At 36.2% G+C, this 20,969-nt stretch carries 16 protein-coding genes; 15 read left to right on the top strand and 1 reads right to left on the bottom strand.

Translation table 11 applies throughout. From position 1 onward, the window contains the following. Positions 1-56: 56 nt before the first annotated feature. A complete protein-coding gene (locus tag BMW64_RS10090) occupies positions 57-476 on the bottom strand; it encodes a hypothetical protein (RefSeq protein WP_089999863.1) in 420 nt (139 codons plus the stop codon). A 182-nt stretch (positions 477-658) separates the two neighbouring features. On the opposite strand from BMW64_RS10090, the gene BMW64_RS10085 reads away from it, so the two are divergent. The 15 genes from BMW64_RS10085 to BMW64_RS10010 all read left to right on the top strand — a co-directional run bounded on the left by BMW64_RS10085 (position 659) and on the right by BMW64_RS10010 (position 20,967). Then, entirely contained in the window at positions 659-1,291 is a 633-nt protein-coding gene (locus BMW64_RS10085) for a response regulator (RefSeq protein WP_089999862.1), read from the top strand. 5 nt (positions 1,292-1,296) lie between these two features. After that, positions 1,297-2,016 (top strand): hypothetical protein, encoded by a 720-nt coding sequence (locus BMW64_RS10080; protein WP_089999861.1) that lies wholly within the window; start codon positions 1,297-1,299, stop codon positions 2,014-2,016. A 637-nt stretch (positions 2,017-2,653) separates the two neighbouring features. Then, entirely contained in the window at positions 2,654-3,439 is a 786-nt protein-coding gene (locus BMW64_RS10070) for a sensor histidine kinase (RefSeq protein ID WP_089999859.1), read from the top strand. Between the two features lie 144 nt (positions 3,440-3,583). Continuing rightward, on the top strand, positions 3,584-3,784 hold the full coding sequence (locus tag BMW64_RS10065) for a hypothetical protein (RefSeq protein ID WP_089999858.1): 201 nt from the start codon (positions 3,584-3,586) through the stop codon (positions 3,782-3,784). 35 nt (positions 3,785-3,819) lie between these two features. After that, complete coding sequence (locus BMW64_RS10060; RefSeq protein WP_089999857.1) at positions 3,820-4,335, top strand: hypothetical protein; 516 nt, start codon at positions 3,820-3,822, stop codon at positions 4,333-4,335. A gap of 203 nt (positions 4,336-4,538) precedes the next feature. Next, on the top strand, positions 4,539-5,831 hold the full coding sequence (eno, locus tag BMW64_RS10055) for a phosphopyruvate hydratase (RefSeq protein ID WP_089999856.1): 1,293 nt from the start codon (positions 4,539-4,541) through the stop codon (positions 5,829-5,831). A gap of 85 nt (positions 5,832-5,916) precedes the next feature. Then, entirely contained in the window at positions 5,917-7,203 is a 1,287-nt protein-coding gene (locus tag BMW64_RS10050; protein ID WP_089999855.1) for a citrate synthase, read from the top strand. A gap of 113 nt (positions 7,204-7,316) precedes the next feature. Next, entirely contained in the window at positions 7,317-7,784 is a 468-nt protein-coding gene (locus BMW64_RS10045) for a hypothetical protein (RefSeq protein ID WP_143052677.1), read from the top strand. Positions 7,785-7,980: 196 nt separating this feature from the next. Beyond that, complete coding sequence (locus BMW64_RS10040) at positions 7,981-8,895, top strand: dimethylarginine dimethylaminohydrolase family protein (protein ID WP_089999853.1); 915 nt, start codon at positions 7,981-7,983, stop codon at positions 8,893-8,895. Positions 8,896-8,983: 88 nt separating this feature from the next. Beyond that, positions 8,984-9,385 carry a four helix bundle protein gene (locus BMW64_RS10035; RefSeq protein ID WP_089999852.1) on the top strand — a complete coding sequence of 134 codons (402 nt, stop codon included), beginning with the start codon at positions 8,984-8,986 and terminating at the stop codon, positions 9,383-9,385. A gap of 124 nt (positions 9,386-9,509) precedes the next feature. Continuing rightward, positions 9,510-10,433 carry a citrulline utilization hydrolase CtlX gene (gene ctlX / locus BMW64_RS10030; RefSeq protein WP_089999851.1) on the top strand — a complete coding sequence of 308 codons (924 nt, stop codon included), beginning with the start codon at positions 9,510-9,512 and terminating at the stop codon, positions 10,431-10,433. A gap of 657 nt (positions 10,434-11,090) precedes the next feature. Next, positions 11,091-11,774 (top strand): hypothetical protein, encoded by a 684-nt coding sequence (locus BMW64_RS10025; RefSeq protein WP_089999850.1) that lies wholly within the window; start codon positions 11,091-11,093, stop codon positions 11,772-11,774. A 476-nt stretch (positions 11,775-12,250) separates the two neighbouring features. Next, on the top strand, positions 12,251-14,035 hold the full coding sequence (locus BMW64_RS10020; RefSeq protein WP_089999849.1) for a T9SS type A sorting domain-containing protein: 1,785 nt from the start codon (positions 12,251-12,253) through the stop codon (positions 14,033-14,035). Positions 14,036-14,041: 6 nt separating this feature from the next. Next, complete coding sequence (locus BMW64_RS10015; RefSeq protein WP_143052676.1) at positions 14,042-17,500, top strand: hypothetical protein; 3,459 nt, start codon at positions 14,042-14,044, stop codon at positions 17,498-17,500. 5 nt (positions 17,501-17,505) lie between these two features. Next, positions 17,506-20,967: a DUF6443 domain-containing protein gene (locus tag BMW64_RS10010; RefSeq protein ID WP_089999847.1), complete on the top strand. Its 3,462-nt coding sequence runs from the start codon at positions 17,506-17,508 to the stop codon at positions 20,965-20,967. Positions 20,968-20,969: the final 2 nt, after the last annotated feature.

Raw genomic sequence — 20,969 nt, 5'->3', positions numbered from 1 at the left:
TATTCATTCAGATATAAATAGAAAACCGCCCAGATTGCTGAGCGGTTTTTTTATGCTTAAATTTTCGTTTTTACCAGCTGAATGATATTATTTCCCTGATCAAGAATGAGGCTGTCACCTTTCACAGTGGCTTTCATGTCCATTTTTTCATATATTGTTTCGTTCCCTTTAGATTCAACTTTTTTTAAGATAAAAGTTTTATTATTGCTTCTGACGCTCATTGTTTTTTCATCATAATTAAAAACTACTTTTGCAAGGCTGCCATCAGTTGCTTTATAAACGTAATCTGTTTTTATATACTTTTTCCCATTAATATCAGTTTCGTACTGAACGGTAGAGTCCACTTTACCATTATCAGCTAATACTACCCCTGAACTGTCTGATTTTATTACGTTTTTATTCCCGCTTTCACTTTTTTTACAGCTTGTTAACGATAGCATAATCATTCCAAGTGCAATAAGAATCCCCTTTTTCATGATGTTAATTTTTTTTAATGTATTGATTATTAAATAATTTAGAAATGAAATAAAATTTTTACTAAATTTAATAAAAACAAAAACTAAACCAATAAATGAAACTTAAAACTTTTAAAATTACCCGAAAGAGTAATTGACTTTTCTTTATTTTCTGGTGAAATTTGTAACTAAACAATCAAGACATGAGTATTTCTATAGCTATCGTAGAAGACGAAAAAAACTACAATAATGCATTGAAGAAAGTCATCAATTATCAGGATGATATGAAAGTTGTTGCTCAGTTCTTCAATGGAAATGAGGCTTTAGAAAATCTCTTTGATATTTCTCCTAATGTAGTAATGATGGATATTCAACTGCAGGATATGCTAGGAATTGAAATCATCGAGAAACTTAAAAACAAACTTCCGGACACTTATTTTATCATGTGTACCAGTTTTGAAGATGATGAAAAAGTTTTTAATTCTTTAAAAGCCGGTGCAATGGGATATCTGGTAAAAGGTGAAAGCATGGACAAAATTCTCTCCTCGATTCGTGATGTCTGCAACGGAGGTGCACCCATGAGCTTTTCAATAGCCAGAAAAGTATTGGGGCATTTCGAAAGAAAGTTGCCAGAAATAAAAGGTTTTGATGAATTAACGGAAAGGGAAAAAGAAATTCTGGAACTCCTGTCACAAGGTTTATTGTATAAAGAAATTGCTGATAAGAAATTCATCAGTATTGATACGGTAAAAAAACATGTCGGTAATATTTACAGAAAACTCCACGTCAGTAATAAAGTGGAGGCTATTAATAAACTTAACCATTTTAAAAACTAAGAATTATGAGACTTTTAAAATTTATTTCTTTAACAATAATGATCGGTTTTGTCATTATTGGCTGTGTAAATAAAAAGGCTTCGAGAAATGCATCTGATAGTAGAAATGATACGATGGCTATTTTTAAAGAAAGTATTCCTGCCTATATCGAGGAGAAATATGTTATAAAATTTGGCGAAATGTCATTAAAATATCCGAATCTTGTTAAGAAATTTACTCTGGATTACCAAAGCTTTAAAAAACTAATAGAAAATCATAAGAATTATGCTTACACTAAGTTTTATTTCATTCAGGATGCATTTAATTCTAAAATGAACTTGGGCGTCACATTTTCAAATAATAATGACTATAAAAATATTAGTTCCGATGATAAGTATATTTTGATAAACAATAAATTTCAAAATGATGAAAAATTACAAGATAAAATTAAATTTTATCAATCCTCATTGGCAACACAAACAGGATTTAATGGTAAACCAGCCACTGAGTGTGTGATATATGATACTTCGGTTATTAAAAAATATTATGATAAAAGAGAAAACGAAGGTAAAGTAATATCAAGATTGGATCTGGCAATGATATATTTCTATATGGCGAAAAACGAAGATAATAGCGATTATGATCATGATAGTAATAAGCATGACAGAATTTCTTTTGCTGTTCATTCCATATACTCGAACGGTTCAATTGACGAAGGTTTTGATGCAGGCGACTTAAAACCATAATGAAAAATGCTTATAGGAATTGTATATAAAACAGTATTATTTTTAACTCTTATACAATCATATATTTCGGGTAGGAAATATTCTTTTTCTGCCCAAAATTATCTTTTTCTGTATTTACTCATTACTTTCACTAATGAATGTATATCGTTTGTAAGAAACATAATAAACCCGAATGTTAAAGTAGGATTACAATATAATGTCTATTTTGTATTTTGCATTCTTTTTTTTACATTTTATTTTTTTAAACTGTTCTCAAAAATTATAAAGAAAGTATTAATTGTAATATCCATTTTTTCCTTGGGATATATTTTTTCCACTACTAATTTTCTCAGTCAAGATTTCGATCATAAAATAGGAATTACTGTCACGCTTTTTTATATCGTTATATCTCTATTATGGTTTTATCATAAAATAACTTTTTTTGATGAAAGGAAAATCAGTGATGATCCGGCATTCTGGATTTCTACCGCTTTAATGATGTGGAGCTGTTTTTTTCTTTTCAGAGTTACACCGATGTTTTATTTTGCTAAAGAGGATGAAGAATTTTTGAAATTTCTGAAATTGGGGCAAAATATAATTAATATAGGAATGTACATTATGTTTTATATTTCATTGTTAAAATATAAAAGTTTAAGCCATGAATCATATTGAAGACGATATAAAACTTGCCTACCTTATTGCTATAGGGATTTTAATGATCTTTGTGATTTTTATCATTTTTGTTGTCCTCATGTATAATAAAAGACAGATTTTATTTCTCAAAGAAAAACAACTCAAAGAATCCGAATACCAAAACCAGCTCCTCCAGAAAGAACTTGAAAAGCAAAAATCAATAGAAAAAGAACGTGAACGAATTTCCCATGACATGCATGATGATCTAGGCGCCGGAATTTCAGCATTAAAACTTCAGGCGGAGTTTTTAAAACAACGGGCAGAAGATGACAATCTGAAAAACGATATCGACGAACTTCTTAAAACTTCCGAAGAAATGAATATTTCTATGCGCGAAATGCTTTGGAGCCTGAATGCCGGAAATGATACCTTAGGGAGTTTTATAGATTATTCTAAAATGTACGCACAAAATTTTTTGAAGAAAACGAAAATCCTTGTCATAACAGAAAGTGAAAATATTATTGAAGAAACAGCTATCTCAACAGAACAAAGACGGAATTTATTTTTATGCTTAAAAGAGGCTTTGAATAATGCTTACAAACACAGCCAATCCAATCAGATAACACTTTCTTTTATTCAAAACAATCATGAATTTATGATGAAGATTTCAGACAACGGAATTGGAATTAGCAATGAAAGACCCGAAGGAAACGGACTCCGGAATATGAAACGAAGAATGCAGGAACAAAACGGTCACTGTGATATTACCACTGAAAATGGAACACACCTGTTTTTCAGAATAGATTTGTAAAAGCGAATTTACGATTAGAATACTCATTAATTGTACTTCTTATAATTATCTGTTTGTGTAATTGATAGCGTTGATTTTTTAAATAACTTTGAATATATTAAATAACTTAGTCGTGAAAAATATTTATTACTTAAAAAATAAATCATGAAAACAATTGTAGATTATTTATTAGAATGGAATATAACTTCAAAAAAAGGTAAAGTTATATTAAAGCTTAAAGATACGGATCCTGAAATTATAGACGATTTGGACTTTCAGGAGTTTTCAGCATTAGCAATAGTGCTTGAAAAAGGAAATGCAAAATTTAATGAAAAAGAAAACTCAATTTATAACGTAATGCCATGAAAATAGTTTTTTACTTACTCGTTATTTTGTCATGTATGTCATGTAATATAAGACATAAAGCTACGCTGAAAGAACTTCAAAATAAAGGTTCAAATTACCAGATGTCATATGATGCCACACGTAGAGGAGCGGTCGTAAGCCTTGATAATAACGGTAAAATTGATAAAATTTTATCAGAAGTTCAACCGGATGCAGCAATTGCAACCACGACAGATATTACCAGTCAGCTGACGGCCAAATTAAAATCAGGCGCTGATGTATCTGCTGAACAAATCACAAAGATAGCAGAAACGTTATCAAAATTGGGAGAAAGAACGGCGCCGGTAAATATGCTTAGAGACGCACTATACAGACTTGAGGAACATTGTGTGAATTTCCCTGAACAGTGCAAGGATGATAAATACTTTAACAGCTTTAATAATGTTGTGAATTTAATAGTCGAGCTGCAGGGGAAAATTTCTGAAACAGCCGCTAGTGATGCTAAGGCAGAAGAAGCAAAGACATTACGAGTACTTACGCCTGAAGAAAGGGAGAAATATAATTTAAAATAAAAAGATTTCGATAAGTTCAGAGCTGAGATATTTAATTTTTATTTATGATTAAATAATAAAAGTGTCATTTTCTTAAATTTCAGTTAATTATTAATTGAGATATTAACTAAAATTTAACTTTGCATAAACGTATAAATTACCTCTCATTTGCTTTGAAAAGTTAAAAATTGATTAAATTTGTCTGAACTATAAAAAAACGAACAATGAGTTACATTTCTTACATAGAAGCGAGACAAATTTTAGATTCAAGAGGAAATCCTACAGTTGAAGTAGATGTATTCACGGAAAGCGGTGCGATGGGTCGTGCAGCAGTACCTTCAGGAGCATCTACGGGAGAACATGAAGCAGTGGAATTGCGTGATGGCGGTTCAGAATATATGGGGAAAGGTGTTCTTAAAGCTGTTGAAAATGTAAGAGAGGTAATTGCACCTGAATTGGTTGGACTTCCTGTATATGATCAAAATCTTATTGATCAGATTATGATTGATCTTGACGGGACAAACAATAAAGGAAATCTTGGTGCAAATGCAATTCTTGGTGTTTCTTTAGCTGCTGCCAAAGCTGCTGCTGCTGAGCTGAAAATGCCTTTATACAAATATGTGGGTGGCGTAAATGCCAACACACTTCCTGTTCCGATGATGAACGTGATCAACGGAGGTTCGCACTCAGATGCACCGATCGCATTCCAGGAATTTATGATTATGCCGGTAAAAGCAGATTCTTTCTCTCATGCTTTAAGAAAAGGAACTGAAATTTTCCATAACCTTAAATCTATTCTTCACTCAAGAGGTTTATCTACCGCGGTAGGAGACGAAGGAGGTTTTGCACCAACTTTTAAAGGAACTGAAGATGCATTGGATACATTGCTTCAGGCAATCGAAAAGGCAGGATATAAGCCAGGTGACGATATCATGTTGGCGCTTGACTGTGCTGCTTCCGAATTCTACAAAGACGGAATCTATGATTACAGAAAATTCCAGACGCCGGATGCTGCCCAGTTCTCAAGCAGTGAGCAGGTTTCTTATTTAGCGGAGCTTGCAGCGAAATATCCGATCATCTCTATCGAAGACGGAATGCAGGAAAACGACTGGGAAGGATGGAAAATGTTAACCGATAAAATCGGAGACAGAGTACAGTTGGTAGGAGACGATTTATTCGTAACAAACGTAGAAAGACTTTCCAGAGGAGTAAAAGAAGGAATTGCCAACTCAATCCTGGTAAAAGTAAACCAGATCGGTTCTCTTTCTGAAACAATGGCAGCGGTACAAATGGCTCAGAATAACAGATTCACTTCCGTAATGTCTCACAGATCCGGAGAAACAGAAGATTCTACAATTGCTGATTTAGCAGTAGCCATGAACTGTGGACAGATCAAAACAGGATCTGCTTCAAGATCAGACAGAATGGCAAAATACAACCAACTGTTGAGAATTGAGGAAGCTCTTGGCGAAACTGCCGTTTTCCCAGGCTTAGAAGCCTTTAAAATCAAAAGATAATTAATCGAATTTATAAATTACGGCAAGCGAATTTTTAGTTTGCCGTATTTTGTAATAAGTAGTATATTTAGAAAAAAAATAAATAATGTCAGACAACAAAGTAATATTGAATTACGACGGTAATTCGTATGAATATCCAATTGTGGATAGTACTATCGGAGACAGAGGGATCGATATTTCAAAATTAAGAGACCAGACAGGTTTAATTACTCTTGATTTAGGCTACAAAAACACCGGAGCTACACTTAGCGAAATCACTTACTTAGACGGAGATAAAGGAGAATTATTCTACAGAGGATATCCAATCGAGCAGATTGCTGATAAATCCAACTTCACAGAAGTAATGTATCTTTTATTGAACGGTGAATTACCTACTCAGAATCAGTACAATTGTTTCGAATCAAACATTAAAAAATATAATTTCGTAGCAGAGGAGATGAAAAAGATCATCGATGCTTTCCCTCGTTCTGCTCACCCAATGGGAGTTCTGTCTTCTTTGACTTCCGCTTTAACGGCTTTCAATCCTAAAGCAGTTAACGTAAACTCTAAAGAAGAAATGGACCTTGCTGCAGAGCTAATGATCGCTAAATTCTCTCATCTTTGTGCATGGACATACAGAAAAACTCAGGGGTTACCGCTTAACCACGGAGACAACAGTCTGAATTATGTAGAGAATTTCTACAAAATGACTTTCAGAATGCCAAACCAGGAATTCGAAATTGATCCTGTAGTAGTTCAGGCGTTGGATAAATTATTAATCCTTCACGCAGATCACGAACAAAACTGTTCTACTTCTACAGTAAGAATGGTCGGATCGGCGCACACAGGTCTTTTCGCTTCCATCTCAGCAGGGGTTTCAGCACTTTGGGGGCCGCTTCACGGTGGTGCCAACCAGGCTGTAATCGAAATGCTTGAGCTTATTGAAAAAGACGGTGGTGATGTAAACAAATGGGTGGCTAAAGCTAAAGATAAAAACGACAGTTTCCGTTTAATGGGCTTCGGACACAGAGTATACAAAAACTTTGATCCAAGAGCGAAGATCATTAAAAAAGCGGCAGATGATATCCTTAGTGCATTAGGTATTCATGATAAAGCATTGGATATCGCGATGCAATTAGAAAAAGTGGCGTTGGAAGACGAGTACTTCGTGGAAAGAAAACTATATCCGAATGTAGACTTCTATTCAGGAATTATCTACAGAGCATTAGGAATTCCTACAGAAATGTTTACAGTAATGTTTGCATTGGGAAGACTTCCGGGATGGATTTCTCAGTGGAAAGAAATGAGAATGAAAGGAGACCCTATCGGAAGACCAAGACAGGTATATCAAGGTGCTCAGAAGAGAGATTACATCGATATGGTAAACAGATAATATTTTATATTACGATACATCAATCCCAAAGTTCGCTTTGGGATTTTTTATTTCGGGGAATTTTTTTAACTTAAAGTATGGAAAATGAGAAATTACATTCATTAAAAAAGGCAATGAGAATTAATATTGTTCTGTATATTATTTATGGACTTTTTCTTATGATTGAAACGTTCGATTTTCTTGAGATGCTGCATACAAAACCGGCAGATTATTCGCCAACGTATAGCCTGGTAAATGTAATTTTTTATCAGATGGAAATGTTTATCTGCTTCCTGTGCGCTTTTGGTTTGATTATCTTAGTCTCTACGAAGCAATCTTTGAAAATTCTTTTTTACATCTGTCTCATACTGCTGATTTTTAGGGTAGGAACGGTCTACTATTTATATTTTTACGAAACTGAAGAAAGATGGATTCCGTTTATCTACAAAAGAGCAAATGACTTCAGCATACTGTTCAGAAGAACTTTTGTTCCCGCACAGATAATTGTCGGCATTATTACACTTTGGTACGCCTTTAAAGCATTAAAAAACAATTCCAACATACAGAATTTTCCGGATTCTGGTGATAATTCAGCCATTTAACAGAAAATCCAGATAATAAAATATCTGCAAAAAATCCTAATCTGAGCAATTAACTGTTTAAGTCTACTAACCTACTTGAATAAAAAACTGCAATAGAAATCTTTTTCAGAATTATATTGCAGCGACTGCCTAAAAAAGCTGTAAAAGTTTTCCAGATACCATCCTTTACTTATATTTGTAGCATTGCATAAATCTTATGAAACTGAATATAAAAAACGAAACAGGTAGGCTGAAATCAGTGGTTTTGGGACAACCCAATTCAATGGGAAGCGTTCCCACCCTTGAAGAAAGCTATGACGCCAAATCATATTATTCCATACAGCACAATATATATCCTAAAGAGGCAGATATCATCAGTGAAATGAATGCTTTTGAAAATGTATTGAAGAAATATGATGTCGAAGTTTTGCGTCCGAGCATCATAGAAGATTACAATCAGGTTTTTGCAAGAGACGTAGCATTCGTGATTGATGACAAAATGATCATTTCCAATGTCATTGCAGACCGGGCAGACGAACAGGATGCCTACAGAAATATCTTTAAAAAAGTAGAGTGGAGAAAGATTATTAACCTCCCTGAAACAGCTCATATCGAAGGAGGCGATGTAATCGTGTGGGACGATTTTCTATTTATCGGAACCTGTTTCAGTGAAGATTACAGAAGTTATAAAACAGCCAGAACGAATGAATATGCGATTGAAATTCTTAAAGAATACTTTCCTAAAAAAAGAATTATTGATCTCGAATTAAAGAAGAACGACAAAATTCCTTATGAAGGTATTTTGCATCTCGACTGCACATTTAATCCGATTGGTAAAGATAAATGCATCATTTACAAGGATGGTTTTGTGGATGAAAGCGATTATCGACTGATTATCGATATTTTCGGAGAAGAAAACTGCTTTCACGTTACAGCGGAAGAAATGTTTGAAATGTTCCCGAATATTTTCTCAATCTCTCCTGAAGTTGTGGTTTCAGACAAAACTTTCACGAGAATGAATAACCACCTGAGAAACGAATGGGGAATGACCGTAGAAGAAATTCCTTATCGTGAAATTTCAAAAATGGGAGGATTGCTGAGATGTTCCACCATGCCGCTTGTGAGAGAGTAGGAGCGTTTGAGAGTCTGAGGGTTTTAGAGTATGAGTGTCTTTGTGTTTCTTTAAAAAGTTTATATTTTTAAATTAAATACAAATGATTATGCCTACCATAAAATTTCATCAGGATCTAAAGGTTTATCAGAAATCTTTTGATACAGCAATGGAAATCTACCAGCTTTCAAAAATTTTCCCTAAAGAAGAGCGTTATTCTCTTACAGATCAGATACGAAGGTCCTCACGCTCAGTTTCAGCAAATATTAGTGAAGCCTGGGGCAAAAGAAAATATGAGAAATCTTTTATTGCAAAACTTACAGATTCGGAAGGCGAAGCAAGAGAAACCCAAACATGGCTGCAATTTGCAAGAAGTTGTGAGTATATCAATGAAGAACAATTTAAAATTTTAAACAATCAATACAACCAGATAATCGGGATGTTGGTAAATATGATAAGTCAGTCACAGAATTGGTGCACATTTTCTTCAACAGATAAAAATAAAAAGTAGCTTTCACTAAAACCTTAAAACCCTAAAACCCTAAAACACCCAAACACTCAAACACTAAGACTCTAAACCCCTAACCCCTAAAACACTAATACTCTCAAACCCAAAACACCCTCCAACACAAACTATGCAGACAACAGATACCGTATTAATGATAGAGCCGATCGCATTTGGCTTTAACGAAGAAACAGCAAAGAACAATTACTTCCAGAGCGAGCAGAAAGGTTTTGATATTCAGTTTAAAGCGCTGTCAGAATTTAAAATGTTCGTTGAAAAGCTGAGAAGCAAAGGAATTAATGTGATTACCATAAAGGATACACTGGATCCCCACACTCCGGATTCTATTTTCCCGAACAACTGGGTAAGTTTCCATAATGATGGGAAAGTAGTTTTATATCCAATGTTTGCATCCAACAGAAGAGTAGAACGACGTGATGATATTATTGAAACCATCAAAGAACAGGGATTTGAAGTCGATGAAATCGATGACTGGTCTTTCCCGGAAACACAGGGACATTATCTTGAAGGAACCGGAAGTATGATTTTCGACCATGATAACAAAATCGCTTATGGTTCGGTATCATTAAGACTCGATGAAAATCTGTTCAGAGAATTCTGTGAAAAATACGGGTTTACGCCGGTGGTTTTCCATTCATTTCAGACTGTCGGGGATGAAAGGCTTCCTATTTACCACACCAATGTCATGATGTGTGTAGCCGATAAATTTGTAGTCATCTGCCTTGACTGTATCGATGACGAACTGGAAAGAAGTAAGGTCATTGAAACCATTAAAAATTCAGGGAAAGAAATTATTGAAATTTCTGAAGACCAGATGCATCAGTTTGCCGGAAACATGCTTCAGGTTCAGAATAAAGATGGAGAGAAATTCTTAGTCATGAGCGAAACCGCATATAAGTCATTGACTCCGGATCAGGTTTCTGCCATAGAAAAATACTGCGAGATCATTTATTCAGATCTCAATACCATTGAGGTGAATGGCGGCGGAAGTGCACGCTGCATGCTTGCTGAGGTTTTCCTGCCGAAAAAATAATTATTCTGATCCATTTAGCGATCACCATTGATAAAAATCTGACTTCAGAAACGAAGTCAGATTTTTTTTTGAATCAGATAGTGACAATATTAAAAAAGCTGAAGGTAAGTATAGTATTACCCGAGGTCAGTAGAGCATTACCCAAGAGAAGTAGAGTGTTACCAGAGTGTAGTAGACTGTTACCAAAGGGAAGTAGACTGTTACCGGAGTGTAGTAGACTGTTACCAAAGGTAAGTAGACTGTTACCAGAGTGAAGTAGACTGTTACCAGAGTGAAGTAGACTGTTACCAAAGAGAAGTAGATTGTTACCGGAGTGAAGTAGACTGTTACCGGAGTGTAGTAGACTGTTACCAAAGGGAAGTAGAGCGTTACCAGAGTGAAGTAGACTGTTACCGGAGTGTAGTAGACTGTTACCAAAGGGAAGTAGACTGTTACCAAGGTGAAGTAGACCGTTACCGTAGTGTAGTAGAGCAATACCCAAAGGAGTACGTCAATACCGGACAGCAGGAAGAATTCCCTTTGACTAAATTAAGCAGTTCGGATAAGAAATAGGATCATATCAAATTATCATCTGAGGGTGAAAAAAATCAAAAAAACTTTTACAGGATTATCAAAAAAAAGATATATTTACCCAGTTTTTAATTTAAAAAAACACATATGAGATTACAGCAAGAAGAATACGTTCCGATGGCGGACGTTCTATTAAGAAGCTTCAGTAGGGATTTGTCCATTTTCGAAGCAGAGAATCATTTATTCAATTCCGAATACCTGCAGGCTATGCAGAGCAAAACAGATGAGGTGCGTGCCAAAGAAGCGGCTGACCTGGTGCTTGCACAGCAAATGCAGTCTACTGAAGATCTTTACATCCTGGGAGATCAGCTCAACAAGCCTCTGAAAATTCTTAACATGGTCATCAAAAAGGCGAATATAAAAACGTCTGTGGCGACCGACATCCTGAATAAAATTAAGAAAAGAAATTTTGAAGGTGCATTAATGTCACTGAATTCACTGAAGCAGATTGTTTCTGCACAATCAGCTTTATTACAGGCCAATGGGATGAAAGCCGACATGCTGGCAACACTGGAAGATGCCTTTACTGCAATTACCACGAAAAGTAATGAACAGACGGCCTTTCAACAACAGCGTAAAGCTTTCACATCAACAAACAAGCATTTGTATAAAGAACTCTACAAGTACATCAGTGAAGTGGCTAAGCTGGGAAAAATTATTTTCAGCGGCGAGCAGAAAGCTTCGGAATACACGATTGACCACATTCTCGCGATGCTTCATGCATCAAAAAGAACAGCTAGCACAGATTCTTCTCCGAAAGAAGAATCTTAAATGGGAGATGGAGATGTAGCATTGATTTTTTTTTCAACATAAGCTTACAGATATCTGAAATGAATCTGCTAGGCTTATGTTTTTTTAAAGACCATTTCCTGTATAATACGACAGGTTTTGTCGCGGTACAACAATACTTTTGCTTTAGAAATCAATGAAAATTACATTTAAAATAACCCGCTGTTATTTTGCGAAATTTTAGTGTTGCTTTCGTCAATTCGAGTATTTTTCCGTAACAAAGTGAAGAAAAAATATATCGAGAATTTTTGAGTATGATCGGCTGGTAGTGTAACTTCTCGATACGCTTTTTCAAAGCTACTCGAAGTGACGATAACAACTTAAAATGCATCACAGTACAGCATGATAATATTCACAAAAAATTGACATTCTATATCTTTTCGGCGTGAAATAAAAAGAATATTTTTGCAACGATTTAAAAATTAATAATTAATAACAACTCAAAATAGACACTAAGTATGAATAAAATCTACTCAGGAGCATTGTTCTTATGCTCAGTCCTTGGCGTTTCCGCCCAGGAAGTCATCTGGCAGAAAGGCATCGAATCCTCAACACAGGATTTTCTTTCTCAGATTACCACGACTATTGATCAGCAGTATTTGATAACCGGAAGTTCTATTAGGGCTGGAAGCGGGAAGCAGGATGCTCGAAGTACCATTCGACAAGCTCAAGGACAGCAAAACAACGGTTACGACTATCACTTGATTAAATTAGACCAGCAGGGTAAAGAGATCTGGGAAAAATATTTCTCGGGACAGAACCATGATTTTCTATCCGCTACGGTGAATACCCAGGAAGGAGGGTTTCTTCTTGCGGGTACGACGTTCAGCGGAAAAGGGCTGGATAAAAAGGATGATTCTAAAGGCGGATCTGATATCTGGCTGATCCGGATCAATGAATTCGGAGATGAATTGTGGCAGAAAACCATTGGCAGTGCTTCGGATGAAGAAGCCAGAGCGGTGATCCAGACGACGGATATGGGATTTTTTGTGGCGGGGAATGTTGCCTTCGGCTCTCTTCCCTTCGACTCCGCTCAGGGAACGGCACAAGGTTCCCTTCGAAAGCCTCAGGGAACGTCTGGGACGCAGGGAACTAGAGGTTATGGATCAAAGGATGTTTTGGTGGTACGGTTGGATAAAAATGGAAAGGAATTATCGCAATTGGTTTTGGGTGGAAAAGGATTAGATGAAGTAGAAAAGATGATTCCGACGAAAGACGGCGGAGCGTTATTGGGCGTGTATTCCAGGAGTAATGCGGTAACAATGAATGATAAGCGATCAATGATGAATGATAACCCACAGAACACAAATTCTAATTCAGGAATCAATCATCAATTATCAATCATCAATCATGCTAAAGCCAGCGGCAACTATGGTGAGGGCGATTATTGGATCATCAAGCTTTCCAAAGACGGCAAAGTGGAATGGGAAAAGAACTTTGGAGGAAAAGGTGATGATCATTTGAGAACGTTGGCGTTAACTTCTACAGGATACTTAATCGGTGGAGAATCAAGATCGGAAAGATCGGGAAATAAAACAGTCGGTATTGAAGAAGGAACTGACCTTTGGCTGATCTCCCTGGATGAAAGCGGGGAAGAAATATGGCAGAAATCCTACAATTTCAAAAAACGGGATGTGCTGATGGGGATGAGTGTAATATCCACCCCTAACCCCTCCAGAGGAGGGGAATCCACCCACCTGACTAAAGGGATATTGCTGGGCGGTTACACGCAGGCGGAAGGAAGAATAGAAAGTGATGATGAGACATTCTGGATGCTGTACCTGGATCAGAACGGAAATGAGCAATGGAGAAAACACGTGAAGGGAGAATCAAAGAAAAAGGAGGAAAGACTTTCAGATATTAAATTAAACAGAGACGGTTCAATTGTGTTGGCCGGAACAAGTGCTGAAGAATTGGGCAAAGAGAATTGGAAGATTGTAAAGCTGGGAGACAAGCTGATTGACCAGCTGATCGAAAAGCAGGATATTAAGATTTATCCGAATCCAGTGAGTGATTATGCTTATGTGGAAATCAATATGGATGCCGGAAGTGGGATGCTGGGAGATGGGAAGACTGAAGCGGACATTACGGTTTATGATATGGGAGGAAGGCAGCTGCAGAGCGTAAAAACAAAGAATAAGGTGACGAAAATTAATACGCAGGCGCTGGTGCAGGGAGCGTATCTGGTGAGCGTGAAAATAAATGATAATAAAACAGCAAATGCTAAACTCATAAAGAAATAAACGAAGATGAAGAAAATTTTAATAATAATAATTTCATTGTTATCAATAAATTATCATTCGCAAGATATTCGGGGGTGGAATAAGCCAACTTCCCCAGAAGCTGCGATGATAAAAAAAGTAGGTGATATTCCTGTAGGATTATATACGGGAACCATGAATGTCCCAGTAGAGTTATACACTATAAAAGAGGGAAGTTTCTCTTTACCGATTACTTTACAATATAATGCATCTGGTATAAAAGTCGATGAACAGGCTACTTGGGTAGGTCTTGGATGGAATCTTGCTCCTGAGGGGACGATAACTCAGGAAGTTAGGGGGATAAGAGATGAATATGATGATGTATATAAAACAGCTGTTCCCCCAGCAGGTTATGACACATTTTTACAAAGAATCAATACTACAGGTCCTACTTCTACTTATAAAGTAGTTCCTCAGTTAGGTACTGCTGGTTGGATACATTGTGGTTATTCAACGTCTTGCGGACCTTGGTCACAGACAAACGAAGATACAAGTTTCGTTGTGCAATCCCTTATCAATGGGAGTGGTCAGCCAGATATTTATAATTTTAATTTTGCAGGATATAGTGGTAGCTTTTTTCTACATCCAACGACAAAGCAACCGGTTTTACTTAATAAAAAGGATGATATAAAATTTGTTGTGCAAAATGCTAGTATCACAGCAATAGTTTCTGATGGAACAAAATTTATATTCTCCGACTTAGAAGTAATCGACTATATGGGGAGTGGCGGTTATTCGACCAAAAATGGGCAAAACTTTAAATTGACCCAAATACAGTTCACTAATCAAAAAACTATCAATTTTGAATATCAGAATGCAAGATTTCAGAATATTTATTTTTCACAAAATAGAAATGTTCAGGTTAGTGTTGAAACTGGAGGCGGCAATTCTACATGTAGCAACAAACTGAACTATTTTTACCAACCGCCTGTTCAAAATAATTATTCAAGTAGTGTTAAGATTTTGAAAAGTATTAAGACTGCAGAGCTTACCATTAATTTTAATCTTGAAGATAGGGAAGATATCAATTTTGATTATCAGTATGCAGGGAGTGATGGGACACTAAAAAAATTAGCTAGCGTTGATTTCATCAATACTTTAAACAACAAAAAAATAAAAAGCTATAAATTTGATTATAGCTATTTTCCATATACAAGTTCGTTCCCAAGTGTTGGTAATACCGCATTTATAGATGCTAATAAAGCTGTTCTTGGTAAAAGATTAAAATTAAATAGTGTAGAAGCAGTTACATATGATGCCAATGGAACAGAAGTTCATACAAATGATATTCATAGTTTTGAATATAACATGCAAAATACACTTCCTTTAAAAATTTCATTTGCAAAAGATTTCTGGGGCTATTATAATGGAAAAGAAGGGAATGGTACATTAATGCCTGATTTTACATATTTTCCTTATCCATTAACAGTGCCAAGTGATTATCAGGGTGTAAACAGACATGCCGATAAAAATTATGCTGATGCATACATCTTAAAAAAGATAACCTATCCTACAAAAGGTTATAGTGAGTTTGAGTATCAGCCAAACACTTTTGCAAACCAATACATACCAAGTGAGCAAAATAAAATAAACTTTTATACTAACTACAATTTAGCTAATCGTGGTATTGGTGGACCGTATCCTCCATTTTCGCCGCTGGAATTTGATGTTCCTCCTGGCGGCACAAATGTAAAATTCTATGTTGCTTTTTCTCCCGGTTTTGACGGATCAGTTTTCGGTATGGGAGCGAGAAAATATAGCTTTAGCCAAATGGCTCAAGCACAGCCAAGTGCTAAAATATATTCAATAACATATAATAACGGAAGTCCAACATATACACTTATTAAATCATGGGAATTTGGGATGTGTAATTCAGTTTCCTTTAATGCAGGAAGTACATGTGATAAAGAGGAATTTGTACAATTACCAGCTGGGAAAATAAAAGTAGTTCTTTCGATTGATAATTCAATGTATTTACCTGATGACACCTATCATTTGGCAGGTGTCGATTTGAGATTTACGATTGCTAATTATGCTTTAACAAATGGTGTGATAAGCGAAGGTCATGGGTTAAGGATTAAATCTATAAAAAACTATTCTGATCAAGGGGTCTTAGGGGAATGGAAGGAATATGAATATCAAGGCGGTATCTTACATAATAGATACGATCCTTTTAAAAGAAAAACATACTATTGCTATGATTGCTCGTCTTTAACCTCATGTGCTGATGGTACGCAAATGTCTTCAATGGATGCCTATGAATTATCAGATGATATGGCTGATCGAAATTTTGATGCAGTGGGTTATGATGTAGTTACAGAAAAAAATATTGATGTTAATAACGGGACAACGACTGTAAGTAAGAAAACTGTTCACAATTATAATAATCTACAAAATACCACTGCCAATTATTTCCCTGTCAGAAAAGAAGAAAAAAATGGTCTTCCTATGAGCGAAAAGGTTTATGATGCTTCTAATAATATTATTTTAAGTAAGAGTTATTACTACAAAAATATTATTCCGGAGAATAATTTTCCCAATATCGATATTCAGAATACTTTCCTGACGAATGGTGCTGATCCATTATCTCCGGCATTAGGAAGAACTAAATATGTTTATAATGTAACCCCACTTATTTCTAGTTCATACAAATCAGATTCTTTGATTACAAAAGAAAGCTTCGGAAATAGGATTGTTAAGACGAAAAATCTATACAATTATAATTCTCGTGGTTTTGTTAATCAAGAAGATACTTATTATGAAAATAACCATAAGGTAATTACTTCAATAACAAATTATGCCGAGGATGTAGGGAACCAGTTATTGATTAATAAGAACATGGTAGGTATTCCCCTCGAAAGAATAAAAACATTAACTACAGGTGCAATAACCAAAACAATATCAAATCTTGTAACAGTTTATCCAATGACAACACCTAACGCAGAGACGGGAAATTTGGTGCTGCCATTAACGGAATTGTCTTATGATTTGCAAGATAACCAGTCCATAGATATTACTTATAATAAGTATGATATAAAAGGCAATTTACAGCAATACACCACGAAAGACGGTATCCCAACGGTTATCATCTGGGGGTATAATCAAACTCAGCCTATTGCCAAAGTTGTAGGAGCCACATATGCACAGGTAAGCAGCTTAGCAGCAGCCATTATTTCCGCTTCGGATACGGATGCTTCAGCAGCTCCGAACAATGACGAGACAGCAATCTTAACAGCATTGGATAACTTCAGAAAAGACAGCAGCATGGCAGGGTATCAGATTACTACTTACACGTATGATCCTTTGATTGGAGTAAGAAGCATCACACCTCCTTCAGGAATACGAGAAGTTTACTTATATGATACTGCCAACAGGTTAATGGAGATCAGAGAGAATAATCAAACAGGAAAGCTCTTAAAAGAATTCAAATACAACTACAAAAACTAATACAGATGAAAAAAATATTAATCCCCATAGGCGCTTTACTGTTGTCCGGACTGGCGAGTGGCCAGAATCAATCCAGTACAACAGAGAATTTTGTTTACACGAAGACTTATTTAGATTATAATGGAACTACCGCTACGAAAACCTCGGAAACCGTACAGTATTTTGATGGCTTAGGAAGACCCAAGCAGGTAGTGAATGTCAAAGCCTCTCCGCAAGGCAAAGATGTGGTAACCCATATCGAATACGATGGTTTCGGAAGGCAGGTGAAAGATTACCTTCCAGTACCCCAGCAGGGAACGCAGAACGGAGCCATTTACGCATCTCCGTTAAGCAATGCTACTCAGCCCACTCTTTATGGTTCGGAGAAGATCTTTGCGGAGAAAATCCTGGAAAACTCTCCGCTGGACAGGATTCTGCAGCAGAAACAGGTAGGTACTGCCTGGGATACGAAGCCGGTCCAGTTTGGTTATGATGCCAACACTACAGCGGATGCGGTAAAGAAATATATTACGGTGACCACCTGGGAAAACGGAGCCACAAAAAGTACCATCACCCAAAGTACTGTTTATGGTGATGCTCAATTGTATAAAAACACGGTAGCGGATGAAGACGGCAACCAGACCATTGAATTCAAGAATGGAGAGGGACAGGTGTTGTTAGTCAGGAAAATGCTGAGTGCCACGGAAAAAGCAGATACGTATTATGTGTACAATGAGTACAATCAGCTGGCTTTTGTTATTCCTCCTTTAGCCTCAAACACTAATTCTCTATCACTCTCCGACTTAGACAATCTTTGTTACCAGTACAAATACGACGGTAGGAATCGGTTGGTGGAGAAGAAGCTTCCGGGCAAAGGCTGGGAATATATGGTGTATGATAAGCAGGACCGATTGGTTCTTACCCAAGATGCTAATTTAAGAGAGAATAACCAGTGGCTTTTCACGAAATACGATCAGTTTTCACGACCTGTTTATACAGGAATATCATATAGTGGTTCAAGTAGAATTCAACATGTGGAGGCCGTTGAAAGCTTTGGCTCGGCCAATGAGTCAAGAGCCGCTTCAAGCTGGAATAATAATGGAATGGATGTGTATTATACTAAAAGCGGAGCTTATCCTAATGAATCAAATTTCAGCATTTTGACTGTTAATTATTATGACACGTATCCTACTTACAGTTTTAATCCTGCTTTCCCTACAACGATTCTGGGAGCAGATGTTCTGACAGAAACTCCCGATGCTAACGGTCTGAGCACCAAAAGCCTTCCGGTAATGAGTTTGGTTAAAAACATTGAAGATAATAACTGGACAAAAAACTACACCTACTACGACAAAAAAGGACGAACCATCGGAAGCTACTCGATCAACCATTTGGGTGGTCGAACAAAGGTAGAATTCAGGCTGGATTTTGCAGGAGTGGTTCAACAAAGTATCACCCGCCACAAACGATTGGATGCGGATACCGACAGAGTGATTACTGAAAACTTTACCTATGATCCTCAGAACAGATTACTGACCCATACCCATCAGGTGGACAGCGGTCCTACAGAATATTTAGCCCAGAACACTTATAATGAGCTATCCCAGCTTTCGGGAAAGAAAGTCGGGGGGATATCGCCATCAGTTCCGCTTCAGGATATTAGCTACAGCTATAATATCAGAGGATGGATGACGAAAATTAATGATCCTGCTAACCTTAATGGTAAATTATTCGGCTATGAAATAAAATATAACAATCCGGAAAATCCAGTCACTGCCCCAGCACGATTCAATGGGAATATTGCGGAGATTGACTGGATGACGGGAACATTTCCTAATGGCACTAAACGCAGGTATTCTTATCAGTATGACGGACTCAACAGGCTTTTGCAGGGATTGTATTCTCAGCCGGGATCATCATTGCCAGGTAATGATTACTATAATGAGATCCTTAGCTATGATCTGAACGGAAACATCAGTACACTGAAAAGGTTTTCAGCACCCAGTACCGGAGGAATTCCTTTGAAAATTGATGATTTGATTTATAACTATACAGGAAATCGACTGGATAAGATTACCCTTCCTACAGGAGTTGTTAATAACCGATCAGGATATAATGCGCTGCAAAAGGTTATTACATATGACCTCAATGGAAATATCAAAACTCACTTGGATAAAGGAATAAATACAATTGTGTATAATTACCTAAATCTTCCTTCGTTTATTATAAGTACACCAACAATATTCAGAACAAATACTAATTATCTTTATAGAGCTGATGGAATCAAAATTAAAAAATCTTATACCGATTATGCTACAATTACAATAACCGAATATTTAGATGGGTTCCAATACTTAGCTAATGATTTGTATTCTGATTGTTTAAATTGCCCGTCACCTACCGTAGGACTTAAGTTTGTGCCTACTGCTGAAGGCTACTATAATTTTGAAAATAATAAGTATATTTACAACTATGTAGACCATTTGGGAAATGTGCGCGTAAGTTATTTTCATAATGGCAGCAGCATAGAAGTTCTTGAAGAAAACAATTATTATCCTTTTGGGTTGAAGCATGAGGGATATAATGCGTTAGCGGGAAATCCTTCGTATAACTACAAGTATAACGGTAAGGAACTGCAGACAGAAACAGGAATGTATGATTACGGAGCTAGGATGTATATGCCAGACTTAGGGAGATGGGGAGTCGTGGATCCGCTGGCAGAAACTTCGAGACGATGGAGCCCATATACTTATGCTTATAATAACCCTATAAGATTTATAGATCCGGACGGAATGCAAAATGAAGATAAAATTAAGATATTCAATGATGGTAAAATAGAGCGAACAAAAGATAATAATACTTATGACACAGTTACCAATGAAAATGAATCTAAGTCTATCAAAATTGCTCGTACTAATGTAACAGAAGATAATCCTACAGGAGATTCGCAAATAGGAGAATTGAAGAATGAAAAAATTTCTATAGCAGGAGTTGGACCTGATTTTGGATATTTCCAAGTAAATGATTATAATATAGCAACACAAATTTTCGAGTTCATAGCAGACAACACTAAAGTAGAATTTGGACAAGATAAATTTGATTTTTCTGACGGATTTTCGACAAACATAATAAGTACCAATTATGATGAGACAAGTCATGCAAGTGCAGCGGATGTTTTAGCAAATCATAATTTGAGTATGGGATCTGGCACTATGCATATAACGAAAGATGGTGTATATTCTGAAGCTGTTCACTCGCATCCAGGATTTGAATATAATCCTTCTGGATTTAGTGAAGGAAGATGGAATAAAGGAAATCCAACATTTGGTACAGCATATAAAGAGGCTGGTGATAAAGGTCGTTCAAAAAATAATAATGCAATATCTAAGTATGTTTACAATACGTGGCTTAAAAATAATGGCGCGAATGGAGGATATGTAAAATATGATTATAACCAAGCAGTATATACAGGAAAGAAAAATAAATAACT

Source organism: Chryseobacterium taichungense (assembly GCF_900109935.1).
In the GTDB taxonomy this organism is placed as follows: domain Bacteria; phylum Bacteroidota; class Bacteroidia; order Flavobacteriales; family Weeksellaceae; genus Chryseobacterium; species Chryseobacterium taichungense.
Note: the sequence above shows the minus strand (reverse complement) of the source record. Positions and strands in the feature narration are given on the sequence as shown.